Here is a 14627-nt window from a genome sequence, read left to right as displayed (position 1 = left end):
GGTCTGGAACCACCTGATCCCATCCCGAACTCAGAAGTGAAACAGACCAGCGCCGATGGTAGTGTGGCGTTGCCCATGTGAGAGTAGGTCATCGTCAGGCGCCTAATACCGAAAACCCCAGCATCCTCGATGCTGGGGTTTTTTATTGCCTGAAATTCACAGACTCACTCACGGCAGGCCGGTGATATACTCTCCCTATAACGAACGACATCTCAGAATGGAGCCTGCCAATGCCTGCCACTGATCACCTGGTCATCTTCGATACAACGCTCCGTGATGGCGAGCAAAGCCCTGGTGCCACCATGAACAAAGCCGAGAAGCTCCGCATTGCGAAAGCGCTGGAAAAGCTCCGGGTGGATGTTATTGAGGCAGGATTCGCGATTGCCAGCCAGGGCGATTTCGAGGCGGTGAAAGCGATTGCCGAATCCATCAAGGACTCAACGATCTGCAGTCTTGCCCGGGCGCTCGACAAGGATATCGATCGAGCGGCAGAAGCTATCCGGCCGGCACAGCGTGGGCGCATTCATACGTTTATCGCCACGTCCCCCATTCACATGAAGCACAAGTTGCAGATGCAGCCCGATGAAGTGGTCGAGCAGGCGGTTCGCTCCGTCAAACGTGCTCGAAGCCATGTCGATGACGTTGAGTTTTCGTGCGAAGACGCCGGCCGCTCCGAACTGGACTTCCTCTGTCGGATCATCGAGGCCGCCATTGATGCCGGCGCCAGTACGATCAACATTCCGGATACGGTCGGCTACGCGATTCCCGAGCAGTTCGGCGAGACCATCCGTCAGCTTTTGAACCGGATTCCAAACGCCGACAAGGCCATTTTTTCGGTGCATTGCCACAACGACCTGGGGCTGGCTGTTTCAAATTCTCTGGCGGCAGTCTCTCGGGGCGCTCGTCAGGTGGAGTGCACTATCAATGGCTTGGGTGAGCGTGCCGGTAACGCAGCACTCGAGGAAATCGTGATGGCGGTTCGTACCCGTCAGGATCTGTTCCACATAGACACCCGCATTGATGCCCAGCACATCGTGCCTGCGTCGCGTTTGGTGTCCACGATCACCGGGTTTCCGGTGCAGCCCAACAAGGCCATCGTCGGTGCCAATGCCTTTGCTCATGAGTCCGGGATTCATCAGGATGGGGTCCTGAAGCATCGGGAAACCTATGAGATCATGCGGGCGCAGGACGTGGGATGGCATACCAACAGCCTGGTACTGGGTAAGCATTCCGGGCGTAACGCGTTCCGTACCCGTTTGCTGGAGCTTGGCATTCAGTTTGAGACCGAGACGGAGCTGAACGAGGCGTTTACGAGGTTCAAGGCACTGGCGGATCTGAAGCATGAAATTTTTGACGAAGATCTGCAGGCGATAGCCAGCGATACCCGCCAGAAAGAGGAAGATGGCCGGTATGGTCTGGTTTGTATGCAGGTATGCTCGGAGACCGGAGTGGTGCCAAAGGCCAATCTGACCCTGACGGTAGACGGCAAAGAACACAAGGTTGATGCAGAAGGTAGCGGGCCGGTCGATGCCACGTTCAAGGCAATCGAGTCTCTGGTGGATTCAGGTTGTAACCTCCAGCTGTATTCAGTAAACAACATTACCAGCGGCACCGATGCCCAGGGCGAGGTGACTGTGCGCCTGGAACGCGGTGGCCGCATCGTTAACGGCGTCGGTGCTGATACTGATATCATCATCGCGTCCGCCAAGGCTTACATTGAGGCCCTGAACCTGATCAGTAAGGGCGGAATTCGACAGCATCCCCAGGTTGCGGATGTGTGAGGCTGTAAATTCGGTGAGTCCCGACAGGCGAAGTTAATGATTGGATCGGAAGCAGAGCGTCAGTTTTATCTGGGAGCGGCGGGGATACGCATGTGGTATGCCCGGCAACCGTTGCCCGGTGCGGCGCCCAGTCCGGAGTTTGAGTTTCCTGACGAGATTGGTGCTCCGGAGGCAATCCCTGGGATTTCCGAATCCGTACCCCGCCCGGCAAGAGAGTCAGGCCGCGCGGCGCCGGGTAAGCCGACAGTGGCGGATCGAACTGAGGGCGTTGCCCGAATAGCAGATCTGCAGGCATTGATGGAAGGTGAGGCTGTTGCTTCAGGAAAAGCCTCGCGACAGCTCTCCGAATCGCCTTCCGTGTCGGATGACACTGCGAACGCTCCGGAGCCCGCACCGTCAGAGGAAGTGTCAGAGCAGCCTTCCGGGATTCCCTCTGAGAGTGTTAACGTCATGATCTGGGCGGGAACCGGAGCAGTTCTCATCGGAGGCATGTCTACGGATACCAGCAGCCGACTGCAGGAAACCCTCGCACTGAATATCCTCAAGAGCCTTGGTGAGGGGCAGCCTCAAGTGCTCGGACAAGTCTCCTGGCCTATCTTCAACAATCTGTTGGTGCCCGGGAACTCCGGCCATGACTTTGTTGAGGTGATGCGCAGTGTTCTGTCGGGCCTGGAAGGTCGGCAGGTTGTCGTCTTGCAGGGTGGAGAGGATGCAGAAAAAAGCTGGCTGAGCGAAGCCCTTGGACGCGACGCAGCAGTCCGGTTTCCGCACACCCTTGCTGAGATTGCCGGCAACCCGACATTGAAGCGCTCCCTGTGGCAACAGATACGGCCTCTGGTCGCCCGTTAATGCCTTATCCGGAAACCTACCAAAAAGTTCTTGATGCCGATCTTATTGTGCGCCCCCTGGTGCCCGAGGATGTCCCGGATGTGCTCGATATAGAGCGCCAGGGTTATTCGCACCCCTGGAGCGAATCAGTGTTTCTGGATTGTTTCAAGGACAACTACCGGCTCTGGGGTGCCTGCCATGGGGGCAAACTCACCGCGTACGCTGTTGTGGCCTATATGGTTGATGAAGCGCATTTGCTGAATATCTGCGTCCACTCGAGAGCCCGCGGTGAGGGGGTGGGGCGCTATCTTCTGAGGCATGTTCTGGCAACCGCAGCTTATGAAGGTATGGCTCAGCTGTTGCTCGAAGTCAGGGACAGCAATCATGCCGCTATCGCGTTGTACCAGAATGAAGGCTTTCACGAGATCGGCCAGCGCCCCGGGTATTATCCGTCTGCCAGTGGGCGGGAGGATGCCCGGGTCTTGATGCTTGCCCTCGGCCAGTGATCACTGCAGTGCGAGTTAGCGTCACAGCGGCATAGGGCCTATAATGGCCGCCTTTTCCAGAACTTCAGATTCAGGTTGCTTTTCGATTATGTCTAACCTTTCCCAGGAAGTGGCCAAGCGCCGCACCTTCGCCATTATCTCGCACCCGGATGCCGGTAAGACCACGATTACCGAGAAGGTGCTTTTGTTCGGGCAGGCAATCCAGAAGGCCGGTACCGTCAAGGGAAAGAAGTCTGGCCAGCACGCTAAGTCCGACTGGATGGAAATGGAGAAAGAGCGGGGTATTTCGGTAACCACCTCCGTCATGCAGTTTCCTTATGGTGGCAAGCTGGTGAACCTGCTGGATACGCCGGGCCACGAAGACTTCTCGGAAGACACCTACCGCACCCTCACGGCGGTGGACTCCTGTCTGATGGTTATTGACAGCGCCAAGGGTGTCGAGGAGCGGACCATCAAGCTGATGGAGGTTACCCGGCTGCGGGATACGCCGATTATCACGTTCATGAACAAGCTGGACCGGGACACCCGGGATCCGGTGGAACTGATGGACGAGGTTGAGGAAGTTCTGAAAATTGCCTGTGCACCGATCACCTGGCCCATAGGTATGGGCAAGAGCTTCAAAGGGGTTTATCACCTGCTTCGGGACGAGGTTATTTTGTATCAGTCCGGTCAGGGCCATATGATTCAGGACAAGCGCGTTATCTCGGGGTTGGACAACCCCGGGCTCGATCAGGCGATTGGCGCTTACGCTGACGATCTGCGTGATGAAATTGAACTGGTCAAGGGCGCATCCCACGAGTTTGACCAGGAAGCTTTTCTTGCCGGCGAACTGACGCCAGTCTTCTTTGGTACCGCACTGGGTAACTTCGGCGTGGACCACATGCTCGATGGCCTGGTGGAGTGGGCCCCGGAGCCGCAACCGCGGGAAACCGACCAGAGACTGGTCCAGCCGGCCGAGGACGGGTTCTCGGGCTTCGTATTCAAGATTCAGGCGAATATGGATCCGCAGCATCGTGACCGTGTTGCCTTCCTCCGCATTGTGTCCGGCAGTTACAACCAGGGTATGAAGGCCCGCCATGTCCGTATTGGCAAGGAAGTCCGGTTTTCCGACGCGCTGACGTTCATGGCCGGCGACCGCGAACACGCCGAGCAGGCGTTTGCGGGCGATATCATCGGCTTGCACAACCACGGCACCATCCAGTTGGGTGATACTTTTACTGCCGGCGACGACATGAAGTTCACCGGCATCCCCAACTTTGCGCCCGAATTGTTCCGCCGGATTCGCCTGAAGGATCCGCTCAAGGCCAAGCAGCTCCAGAAAGGGCTGATACAGCTGTCCGAAGAGGGCGCCGTCCAGGTGTTCAGGCCGCTGCGGAATAACGATCTCATCGTCGGGGCGGTCGGTGTGCTGCAGTTCGATGTGGTGGTCAGCCGCTTGAAAAGCGAATACAAGGTGGAGGCCATCTACGAGCCGATAAACGTGGCTACTGCGCGGTGGGTCACCTGTAGCGATGAGCGCAAGCTTGACGAGTTCCAGCGCAAGAACAACGACAACCTGGCTCTCGATGGCAGTGACAGGCTGGCCTACATTGCTCCGACAATGGTCAACCTGAATCTCGCCCAGGAGAGGTATCCGGACATCCAGTTCCACAAGACCCGGGAGCATTGACGATTCCGGGTGGAGGTAACTGTGCGGCTGATCGACGCCCATTGCCACTTTGATTTTCCGCAGTTCGACGACCGCCGCGATAACGAGCTTGAGCAGGGCCGATCGCGCGGACTCAGCGGGCTTGTGATACCGGGTGTGCGTCGACCGGATTGGGATCGGGTCCGCGACACCGCACTGGCCCATGAGGGGCTCTTCTATTGTCTCGGCATCCACCCCTGGTTTGTGGAAGAGCACTCGGAAGCAGACCTGGCTGAGCTTCGGCGGCGGCTGGAGGGCCAGCCAGAATGCTGTCTGGGGATCGGTGAATGCGGCCTCGACCGGCTCAAAGGCAACCTCGAAAGGCAATGGCCCTGGTTTGAGGCGCAAGTGGATCTGGCCCGTGAGCTGAACCTGCCGCTGGTGATCCACTCCGTCAAGACCCATGACGAAGTTCACGGTTTACTCAATCGTCGCCAGTGGCATGGTCGAGCCCTGATTCACGGATTCAGCGGAAGCTTCCAGCAGGCCGCAAAGCTGGTCGATCTTGGGTGCTTTATCGGGGTGGGGGGCGTGATCACCCATCCCCGGGCCCGAAAGACCCGCGACGCAATTGCAAGATTGCCACTGAAGGCGCTGGTGCTTGAGACGGACGCCCCGGACATGGCGCCGGAAGGCGTTCCGCAGGGAGAGAACTCTCCACGCTATCTACCGGATATTCTGGACGCGCTCGCGGAGCTCCGTGGCGCGTCGCCGGAGCAACTGGCGCCGGCACTTCTGGATAACGTCTCTCGTTTATACGGTTGGGCCACTGCCGGTATAGGGGAATAACGAAACGAGGCGACACAGGGTTGGCTTTGCTGGGTGGTTCGAGTATACTTCGCGCCCTGGCTTTTCAAGGCGATGTCATTATCTCAGCCCCGAATGATGGCAGCGCAACACAGGTATGGAACCCCCTCCGGATGCCTTGCATTTACCGGTGGTGGTTTTTAACGTTTCTTATATAGCGTTCAAGGCGGAATCAATGAAGACTCTGAGTGCGAAACCAGAAACAGTAAAACGTGACTGGTACGTTGTAGACGCAGCCGGCAAGACGCTGGGTCGTCTGTCAACCGAAATCGCCCTTCGTCTGCGGGGCAAGCATAAGCCTGAGTACACCCCCCACGTAGACACTGGCGATTACATTGTAGTGATCAACGCCAGCCAGGTGCGGGTTACCGGCAAGAAAGCATCTGACAAGATGTACTACAGTCATACCGGCTTTCCGGGTGGAATCAAATCCATCAACTTCGAGAAGCTGGTCGACAAGGCGCCCGAGCAAATCATCCAGAAGTCTGTCAAAGGCATGCTTCCAAAGGGACCGCTCGGTCGCGCCATGTTCAAGAAGCTGAAAATCTATGCCGGCGCTGAGCACCCTCACGCAGCCCAGCAGCCCAAAGAACTCGACATTTAACGGAAGGCGGATATGTCTGTAGCACAAAATTACGGTACTGGTCGCCGCAAGACATCCACGGCTCGGGTTTTTATCAAGCCGGGAAGCGGTAACATCTCCATCAATGGTCGCACCATCGAAGACTTCTTCGGTCGTGAAACCCTTCGCATGATCGTTCGTCAGCCCCTGGTGGTTGCCGAGTCTACCGATCGTTTTGATATCAACATTACCGTTAAGGGTGGTGGTATCAGTGGCCAGGCCGGCGCAATTCGCCACGGCCTGACCCGCGCTCTGATGGATTACGACGAAACTCTGCGTCCGGCGCTGCGTAAAGCGGGTTATGTTACCCGTGATGCACGTGAAGTCGAGCGTAAGAAAGTGGGTCTGCGCAAGGCGCGTAAGCGTCCTCAGTACTCCAAGCGTTAATTCCGCTGGAGCAGATCCTGGAAAACCCGGCCCTTTTCGGTCGGGTTTTTTTATGTTCGGGCGATTTGTCAGCAAATTGATCTGGAACAGGGATGAGGCGCCAGCAGCGGCTTTCCGACTTGTAAGCCTTTGGTAATTTCATTACCATTTGGGCGCTTATATTTTTGGGTTGTGAAGTCCTTTTAGATGCACATTGCCGGCTGCGTTGCGGGCTGTGACATCGCCTGATGGGAGAAAACCATAATGAGTAATGGCGACGTGAGCCAAGGCAGGCGCCGGTTTCTGATCGGTGCTACGTCTGTGGTGGGTGGAGTCGGCGTCGTCGGTGCGGCGGTTCCGTTCCTGGGGTCATGGAATCCCAGTGCAAAAGCGGAAGCGGCCGGTGCACCGGTAACCGTCAATATCAGCAAGATCGAGCCTGGCCAGCAGATTACTGTTTCATGGCGAGGCAAGCCGGTCTGGATCATCCGCCGTACCGAAGAAATGCGCGCAAATATCGAGAAGCTTAACGACCGGGTGAAAGATCCCCAGTCAGAAGAGCCGCAGCAGCCTCCGTATATCGATGGCATCCTGCGCTCTCTGAAACCGGAATTTGCCGTGCTTGTAGGTCTGTGTACCCACCTTGGCTGTGTGCCATCCTATCGCCCGGAAGTTGCTCCGGCAGACCTGGGTGACGAGTGGCTGGGCGGCTTGTTCTGTCCCTGTCACGGTTCACGATACGATATGGCCGGCCGGGTTTTCGAAGCGCAGCCTGCTCCCCTGAACCTGGAGGTGCCGCCCTATCGTTACGACGATGATGTGACCCTCACGATTGGTCTTGATCCGGAGGCAGCGTAATGAGCAAGTTACTCAACTGGGTAGACGAACGGCTTCCGGTCATTGATGCCTGGAATAAGCACCTTGGCAAGTACTACGCGCCGAAAAACTTCAACGTGTGGTACTTCTTTGGTTCCCTCGCGATGCTGGTTCTCGTGAACCAGCTGGTCACGGGAATCTGGCTGACCATGAGCTACAACCCGTCTGCGGAAGGCGCATTCGCGTCCGTTGAATACATCATGCGCGATGTCGAGTGGGGCTGGTTGCTGCGTTACCTGCATTCCACCGGTGCCTCGGCATTCTTCATTGTGGTCTATCTCCACATGTTCCGTGGGCTGATGTACGGCTCCTATCAGAAGCCGCGCGAGCTGATCTGGATTTTCGGTATGCTGATCTACCTGATCCTGATGGCTGAAGCGTTCATGGGCTACCTCCTGCCATGGGGTCAGATGTCCTACTGGGGTGCGCAGGTTATCGTTAACCTGTTCGGGGCTATCCCCGTAATCGGTGAGGATCTCTCTCTCTGGATTCGTGGTGATTACCTGATTTCCGGCGTTACCCTGAATCGCTTCTTCGCACTGCATGTGGTGGCGCTGCCTATCGTTCTGCTTGGTCTGGTTGTGCTTCACATCCTGGCTCTGCACGAAGTGGGCTCCAACAACCCCGACGGCATCGATATCAAGAAGAACAAGGACGAAAACGGCGTTCCCAAAGACGGAATACCGTTCCATCCTTACTACACGGTGCACGATTTGCTCGGCGTGGGCGTTTTCTTCTTCATCTTCTTTATTGTGGTGTTCTTCTTCCCGGAAGGTGGCGGGTTGTTCATCGAGAAGCCGAACTTCGAGCCGGCAAACCCGTTGAAAACACCACTTCATATTGCGCCCGTGTGGTACTTCACTCCGTTCTACGCAATGCTGCGTGCGGTGACGATCGACCTGTTCGGTCTTGACGCCAAGTTCTGGGGTGTTGTTGTGATGGGTGCAGCAATCGCCATCCTGTTCGTACTGCCCTGGCTGGACAAGAGCCCGGTACGGTCCATGCGTTACAAAGGCTGGCTGAGCCGTATTGCACTGGCCATCTTCGCGGTGAGCTTTGTGATCCTCGGCTATCTCGGTCTTGTACCTGCTACCGAAGGCCGCACAATGGTTGCCCAGATTCTGACGGTGCTGTACTTCCTCTACTTTATCCTCATGCCGTTCTATACGCGCATGGAGAAAACCAAGCCAGTTCCAGAGAGGGTGACAGGATAATGAGAAAGCTGATTTTTGGTCTTTTCATCGCGATCCTGCCAGCTCTCGGGCTGGCAGCGGGTTCAACCGTGCCGCTGGACAGCTTTGAGTCAGATCATTCTGACAAGGCATCTCTCCAGCGCGGAGCGGCAACCTTTACCAACTATTGCATGGGATGTCATTCCATGGAGTATGCTCGCTACAAGCGTGTGGCTGAGGATCTCGAAATTCCCGATGAGCTGTATGAGGAAAACCTGATCTTCACCGGCGCCAAAATTGGCGAGCTGATGAAAAACTCCATGAACAAAGACATGGCGGCTGACTGGTTCGGTGCTCCGCCGCCGGATCTCACGCTCGAAACCCGTCTGCGTGGCGAAGCGTGGGTATATTCCTACCTCCGCGGTTTCTACAAGGACGAGTCCCGTCCGCTGGGTGTCAATAACGTGGTATTCCCGAATGTCGGTATGCCCCATGTTCTGGTTGGTTTGCAGGGCCTCTGCGCCGTCGAGCCGAAAATCGGAACGCCGGCCAGCGTTGAACCGTTGAGTGGGAATATCAACAATGCGGACGCTTGCCCGGAGTACGCGATCGAAGGCAGCATGTCTGGAGCCGACTTCGACCAGGCCATGTACGACCTGACCAACTTCATGTCCTACATGGCGGATCCGGTCAAGCTCGAGCGTGAGCGTCTGGGGATCTTTGTTCTGATCTTTGTGGCCATCTTCTTCGTGTTCGCTTACCTGCTCAATCGTGAGTACTGGAAGGACGTACACTGAAAAATAGGGTATAATCCCGTCCCCTGAGTTCCAGCGGGCATAACCGGCCCGCTGGATTTTTGCGTTTTTTCAGGATCATTTCGGTTTGTTTACTCGTGAGGTAGTTCTATGGGCGTTGTGACCAAGCGGTCATCAATGACGTTTTTCTCGGATCCCACCAGCCATTACAGCCACAGGGTGCGTATTGTTCTGGCAGAGAAGGGTGTTACCGTCGATATCGTTGATGTGGATCCGGACAATCCGCCGGCTGAACTGGCGGACCTGAACCCATACAACGCCCTGCCGACGCTGGTAGATCGTGATCTTGTGCTCTATGAGCCCAACATCATGATGGAATACCTCGACGAGCGTTTCCCGCATCCGCCCTTGTTGCCGGTTTATCCTGTGGCGCGGGCCAACAGTCGTTTGATGATCCATCGGATCCAGAAGGACTGGTGTGGCCTGGTCGACCAGATTCTGGCCCAGCCGAATGCCAAAGCGTCTGACACAGCTCGCAAAGAGCTGAAGGAAAGTCTGTTGGCAACGGCACCGCTGTTTGGTGAGATGCCGTTTTTCCTGTCTGAAGAGTTCACCATTGTGGATTGTTGCATTGCTCCTATTCTGTGGCGCCTTCCGTCGCTGGGTATTGATCTGAACGAGAAGCAGGCCAAGCCGCTGCAGAAGTACATGGATAGCATTTTCAGTCGGGATGGCTTCAAGGCGAGCCTGTCAGATCTGGAAGAAGACATTCGCAGCTGATTTGGTAACGTTCCGCTTGCCGGAGCAGGAGAGTGGCAGTGGCTGAGAGTAAAAACACCATGACGTCCAGCCGTCCGTACCTGGTACGAGCATTCAATGAGTGGATTCTGGACAATGACTGCACCCCCTACATTGTAGTGGACGCAGGCATTCAGGGTGTGCAGGTGCCGACAGAGCATGTCGCGAACGGGCAGATTGTGCTGAATATCAGCCCGGGAGCCGTGCGCGGCCTGGTTATCGGTAATGGCGCGCTGGAATTCAGTGCCCGTTTCGGTGGCGTGCCCATGCAAGTATTTATTCCGTTGCAGGCGGTGATGGCAATCTACGCCAAGGAAAACGGCGAGGGCATGGTCTTCGGCAGTGAGCCGGGCTCTCCCGATCCTGACGGTACCTCAAGGGAGCGCGACGGTGAGCAGGCTTCACCTGGTCAGGAGGATCGCCCCTCGGGCAGGCCTACCCTTAAGGTTGTGAAATAGCCCCCCGCGCACCCGTTATAAAAAAGCCAGCTTCCGCTGGCTTTTTTATCCCCCGAAGATTTTTGCGTCGATAAGCCCACAAAGGGCATTGATGATGAGCAACAGCAGGGGTGTAGCCTCCGTGGGACTGAGATCGTTCAGTGCGATTTCGTGGTCTTCCGGATGCAATAAGGAGGTTATGTCCGATTTCTCCCGGGCACTGAGAACCACAACACTCATTTCCCGATCATGGGCAACCTGGATAGCCTGGATAAGATTTGCCTTGTGGCCATCGTCGACGATCACGAACAACAGGTCCCCGGGTTTGCCAATCGCCCGGACCTGACGGGAGAAGGTGTCGTTGAAACGGTTATCCCGGCAGATGGCCGAATAGGTCGTTGCGTCGGCGCCGAGATTGATGGCGGGCAGTGCCGGCCTGTCCTGTTCGAAACGGTTCAGAAGAGCGGTACAGAAGTACTGGGCCAGAATGTTGGCATTGCCATTGGCGCAGGTAACAATTTTCCCGTCCTGGAGCAGGGTTTCCACGAAGGCATTGGCAACCTCCTCAATGGCGGGGCCGGCCGTACTGGCGGCCTGCGCGGTATGCTCCATGTGGCTTGCGAACCACTGGTTGATCTGGTGTTCGGTGTCGGTCATTTTCGGTATCACTATCCTGCCAGAATTGCATTCCTGATCCATTGTACCCGGTATTTTTTGACGGTACCCGGGCTGATGGCAACCACATCGATCCGTGAGAGACTGTTCCAGAGCCCGTGCTTGTGCAGGTAAAACGACACTGCACGAATCAGGCGTCTCTGTTTGGGGTAATTGATGGAGCTTGCGGGATCTACAAGACTGCCCGCGCCCCGATAGCGGACCTCGAAAAAGACGAGAGTCTCACCGTCCTGGCCGATGAGATCAATCTCGCCGCCGCGATTGTAGACATTGCGCTCAATTATCTGGACGCCCCGACTGGCGAGGTAACGGGCTGCAACGCCCTCAAAGTGGTTACCCAGGGTTTTGGTGCCATCCATGGCTACTATTTTGCTCCTTTGGTGTTATTCGCTGAGGGGTGCTGCTTCCTCTTGAGCGCCTTCCATCTCTCCCTCTTTGGCTACCGGTTCAGGGATGAGTTCGGGAGCGCCGTTGCGGAACTGGGCCCAGAGTTGTTCCCGATGGATGCTGCCCTCGGGCGTCATGGTCAGGACGCCTGTTTGTCCTGATATCGAGGCGCTTTCGACCTGTTTCAGCAACGGCAGGCGTTTGCTCAGGTGCCACGCATCGGCGCCCATGGCGAAAAGGCGACCGGGCTGGCCACGGGTTCCGGATAGATTCTCAGTAGCTCGTGTGCGCAGCTCATTATCCTCGCCCAGAACCCACGGAATGTCGGTGAAAATAACGCCGTTCAGGTCACGGTCCCGTGAAGGTGCCGGTGTGCCCTCATAGATAATGGAAGGCGAGTAAACAGGCAGGTCTCCGCCGAAATAGAAGGCGAAAAGCGGCTTGAATTGCCGGGCAACAGTGGGTTCCGCCACCATGACGATGGCATCGGCATCCTGCCGGCGACGCGGCTCGAATTCGACATTCATACCAATGGTGCGTTCAACCTGGATGGCCCTGTCGCGGGAAACGGTGATGCCCAGCAGGTCAGCCGTTACCGCCCTGAGGTTGTCTTCCCGATAGAAGCGCTCGATATCCAGGGCAACTCCTTCATGGGAAGCCATGCGTTTCAGCAGCGCAGCCTCAACGCGATCGCCCCATTCGCCGCCCGGGATAAGTACCAGAACCTGGCGCAGCTGTTCTGCGGCAAGCCGGTCTGCAATTTGCCGGGCCTCGTCCTCTGCCGATAGACCGAACTGGTAAAGTCCGTCAGCAGGCTTGGTATCCGCAGGCAGGTAATTCAGCCCGAGAGCGGGTACCGGCAGCGTATTCATTGAGCCCAGTCCGGCCAGTGCCTCTTTTTCCAGGGGGCCTACAATCAGGTCGATATCCTGTTCCGAAAGCTGCTTGTAAAGCTCGCTGAAAGACGTGCCGGCCGTATCAAAGATCCGAATGTCGGTTTTGCCCCGGTCAGCAGTGTCGTCCAGATAGTAGGCTGCCAGAAAGCCATCCCGGATGGCCTTGCCCGCCGTTGCCAGCGGGCCTTGGAGAGGTAGGGCAAGAGCGATTTTTTCCGGACGGCTGTCCGCCAGTGTGGCGATCAGTTGGAGTTCCGAGGGCAGAACCTGGGCGGCGGGATGGCCGGGCCAGTTGTTTTGCCAACCTCGGATGAGTCGGCCCTGCTCGTCTATACCGGTTTCGGGAGTGCGCACCAGGTTTGCCAGCTCCAACCAGCCCTGGGCTTCATAGCCAATCGCCTCGGCAGAGGCCGAGCTCAGCTCGGTGCCCGGTAACTTTTCTAGCAGGGACCAGATGCGATTATGAATCTGTTGCGCATCCGCGGTGTTATCCGTCTGGGCCAGCAGGATCAGGGTCATGGCAGCAGCCATGGGTTTGCCTGCCAGGTCGTAGGTGTCCGCCTGCAGGTTGGCCGCCCGGGCCATCAGGTCAGCAGGGTAGTCTATAAAGGTCGACGGCGTGAGTTCGGCAGCAAGTGCCTCTGCCCAAGATTCGTCCTCAAGGGCCTTGGCGCTTGCCATGGCCAGCAGGAGTTTCTGGTTGCCAAGGCCCGCTGCCGGTTGCGCCAGCTGCGAACTTTGAAGTAGCGTTCGTGCTGCCATGTGGTTGCCCTGGTCCTGGAACCTGCTGGCGATCCGGAGGAGGTAGGCCTGGGCGGTCTCGATATTATCTTCGTTGCCGGCAAGCTCTAGGGCCTGGTCGGCCGTTTGCGCGACATGGGTTTCGAGATTCACTGTGGCGCAGCCCGCCGACAAAAGGGCGGCAGTAAATACGCTGGCCAGGGCTCGTTGATGAATGCGGATCTTTAACATGGCAGGCTCGACATACTCCGGATGATTGGGCTTGTAGCGCCAGACTAACGCTGGCAAGTTTAACAGCTCCGGGGTTAATTCACATGACGTAACTGTCACGCTCCCGGATACCCCATCACAGAGGCACAAGCTTTGAAAAACCAGGTCAGCGATTTCCCGTCGTCCGATAGCCGCAGGGATGAATTGGGCGGCACTCTTTATGTTGTTGCCACCCCGATTGGCAACCTTGATGATCTGTCTCCAAGGGCAACCCGGACCCTGGCCTGCGTGGATGTGGTCGCGGCAGAGGATACGCGTCACAGTGGCCGGCTATTGAGCCATCTGGGCATTCAGAAACGAATGATCGCATTGCATGATCACAACGAAAAAGATCGCGCTGCCGGGATCCTCGCTGAGCTTAAGGCCGGGCGCGATGTGGCGCTGATCTCCGACGCCGGTACACCGCTTATCTCCGATCCCGGATACGTGCTGGTGCGAGACGCCAGGGCTGCGGGGTATCGGGTGAGCCCGATTCCGGGGCCCTGTGCACTGGTGGTTGCTCTGAGCGCGGCCGGCCTGCCGACGGACCGCTTTCTGTACGTGGGTTTTCTGCCTGCCAAGCGCTCGGGTCGCAGGGCCAGTCTTGAGCCGCTGGCCAGTGAGCCGGCCACTCTGGTGTTCTATGAATCGCCGCACAGGATTCTGGAGTCGGTACGGGACATTGCCGAGGTGCTGGGCGAGGATCGTGAGATGGTTCTGGGGCGGGAAATCACCAAGACCTTCGAAACCTTCTATTCCGGTTCGGTTGCGGAGGTTCTCGCAGAGTTGGAGCAGGACCCCCACGGAACCCGTGGGGAGTTCGTGGTCATGGTTCGAGGTGCGGTGGCGCAACCCGGTAATGATGACGCGGCTACCATGGATGTGGACCGTGTGCTTCGGGTTTTGCTGGCAGAGCTTCCGGTGAAGAAGGTCGCCAAAATGGCCTCGGAGCTGACCGGTCTGTCGAAGAATGAGCTGTACCAGCGCGCACTGGCGCTGAAAGACAGCTGAGTACAGTGGCGTTTTCCCTTGCAAGGCTCTGAG

16 protein-coding genes and 1 rRNA gene are annotated in these 14627 nt (G+C 57.1%); 14 read left to right on the top strand and 3 right to left on the bottom strand.

Features of this window, described 5'->3' with window-relative positions; all coding sequences use genetic code 11:
- The 13 genes from rrf to J3362_RS18670 all read left to right on the top strand — a co-directional run.
- Positions 1-100: ribosomal RNA gene (gene rrf, locus J3362_RS18730) — 5S ribosomal RNA — on the top strand; the annotation flags it as partial.
- Positions 101-230: 130 nt separating this feature from the next.
- A complete protein-coding gene (locus J3362_RS18725) occupies positions 231-1781 on the top strand; it encodes a 2-isopropylmalate synthase (protein WP_349521727.1) in 1551 nt (516 codons plus the stop codon).
- A 36-nt stretch (positions 1782-1817) separates the two neighbouring features.
- A complete protein-coding gene (locus tag J3362_RS18720) occupies positions 1818-2630 on the top strand; it encodes a 2-isopropylmalate synthase (protein WP_349521726.1) in 813 nt (270 codons plus the stop codon).
- Positions 2630-3115, top strand: coding sequence for a ribosomal protein S18-alanine N-acetyltransferase (rimI, locus tag J3362_RS18715; protein ID WP_349521725.1), 486 nt, complete (start codon positions 2630-2632; stop codon positions 3113-3115). Before J3362_RS18720 ends, rimI begins: the two co-directional genes overlap by 1 nt.
- A gap of 88 nt (positions 3116-3203) precedes the next feature.
- The gene (gene prfC / locus J3362_RS18710) at positions 3204-4784 is read left to right on the top strand and encodes a peptide chain release factor 3 (protein WP_349521724.1); all 1581 of its coding nucleotides are present in this window, start codon (positions 3204-3206) and stop codon (positions 4782-4784) included.
- Between the two features lie 21 nt (positions 4785-4805).
- Positions 4806-5591, top strand: coding sequence for a TatD family hydrolase (locus tag J3362_RS18705; protein WP_349521723.1), 786 nt, complete (start codon positions 4806-4808; stop codon positions 5589-5591).
- A 193-nt stretch (positions 5592-5784) separates the two neighbouring features.
- On the top strand, positions 5785-6213 hold the full coding sequence (gene rplM / locus J3362_RS18700; protein ID WP_008176556.1) for a 50S ribosomal protein L13: 429 nt from the start codon (positions 5785-5787) through the stop codon (positions 6211-6213).
- Positions 6214-6225: 12 nt separating this feature from the next.
- Positions 6226-6618 carry a 30S ribosomal protein S9 gene (gene rpsI / locus J3362_RS18695; protein ID WP_008176554.1) on the top strand — a complete coding sequence of 131 codons (393 nt, stop codon included), beginning with the start codon at positions 6226-6228 and terminating at the stop codon, positions 6616-6618.
- A gap of 243 nt (positions 6619-6861) precedes the next feature.
- Complete coding sequence (gene petA, locus J3362_RS18690; protein WP_349521722.1) at positions 6862-7455, top strand: ubiquinol-cytochrome c reductase iron-sulfur subunit; 594 nt, start codon at positions 6862-6864, stop codon at positions 7453-7455.
- A complete protein-coding gene (locus J3362_RS18685; protein WP_349521721.1) occupies positions 7455-8687 on the top strand; it encodes a cytochrome b in 1233 nt (410 codons plus the stop codon). The genes petA and J3362_RS18685 overlap by 1 nt, the downstream gene beginning before the upstream one ends.
- Positions 8687-9442 carry a cytochrome c1 gene (locus tag J3362_RS18680; RefSeq protein WP_349521720.1) on the top strand — a complete coding sequence of 252 codons (756 nt, stop codon included), beginning with the start codon at positions 8687-8689 and terminating at the stop codon, positions 9440-9442. The genes J3362_RS18685 and J3362_RS18680 overlap by 1 nt, the downstream gene beginning before the upstream one ends.
- Positions 9443-9550: 108 nt before the next feature.
- A complete protein-coding gene (locus tag J3362_RS18675; protein WP_349521719.1) occupies positions 9551-10180 on the top strand; it encodes a glutathione S-transferase N-terminal domain-containing protein in 630 nt (209 codons plus the stop codon).
- A gap of 59 nt (positions 10181-10239) precedes the next feature.
- Positions 10240-10656, top strand: a complete 417-nt coding sequence (locus tag J3362_RS18670) for a ClpXP protease specificity-enhancing factor (RefSeq protein ID WP_172835863.1) — start codon at positions 10240-10242, stop codon at positions 10654-10656.
- Between the two features lie 45 nt (positions 10657-10701).
- On the opposite strand, the gene J3362_RS18665 is transcribed toward J3362_RS18670, so the two are convergent.
- The 3 genes from J3362_RS18665 to J3362_RS18655 are packed head-to-tail and all read right to left on the bottom strand — an operon-like array spanning position 10702 to position 13622.
- Positions 10702-11292, bottom strand: a complete 591-nt coding sequence (locus J3362_RS18665) for a D-sedoheptulose-7-phosphate isomerase (RefSeq protein ID WP_008176542.1) — start codon at positions 11290-11292, stop codon at positions 10702-10704.
- 11 nt (positions 11293-11303) lie between these two features.
- Positions 11304-11669 carry a YraN family protein gene (locus J3362_RS18660; RefSeq protein WP_349521718.1) on the bottom strand — a complete coding sequence of 122 codons (366 nt, stop codon included), beginning with the start codon at positions 11667-11669 and terminating at the stop codon, positions 11304-11306.
- A 24-nt stretch (positions 11670-11693) separates the two neighbouring features.
- On the bottom strand, positions 11694-13622 hold the full coding sequence (locus J3362_RS18655; RefSeq protein WP_349521717.1) for a penicillin-binding protein activator: 1929 nt from the start codon (positions 13620-13622) through the stop codon (positions 11694-11696).
- Positions 13623-13697: 75 nt separating this feature from the next.
- Between J3362_RS18655 and rsmI the strand changes: the two genes are divergently transcribed.
- A complete protein-coding gene (gene rsmI / locus J3362_RS18650) occupies positions 13698-14594 on the top strand; it encodes a 16S rRNA (cytidine(1402)-2'-O)-methyltransferase (protein WP_349521716.1) in 897 nt (298 codons plus the stop codon).
- The last annotated feature ends 33 nt before the right edge of the window (positions 14595-14627 follow it).

Origin of the sequence: Marinobacter sp. NFXS11, from assembly GCF_040148675.1 — a bacterium.
GTDB lineage: Bacteria > Pseudomonadota > Gammaproteobacteria > Pseudomonadales > Oleiphilaceae > Marinobacter.
The sequence above is the reverse complement of the archived record's forward strand: the minus strand, read 5'-3'. Positions and strand labels throughout refer to the sequence as shown.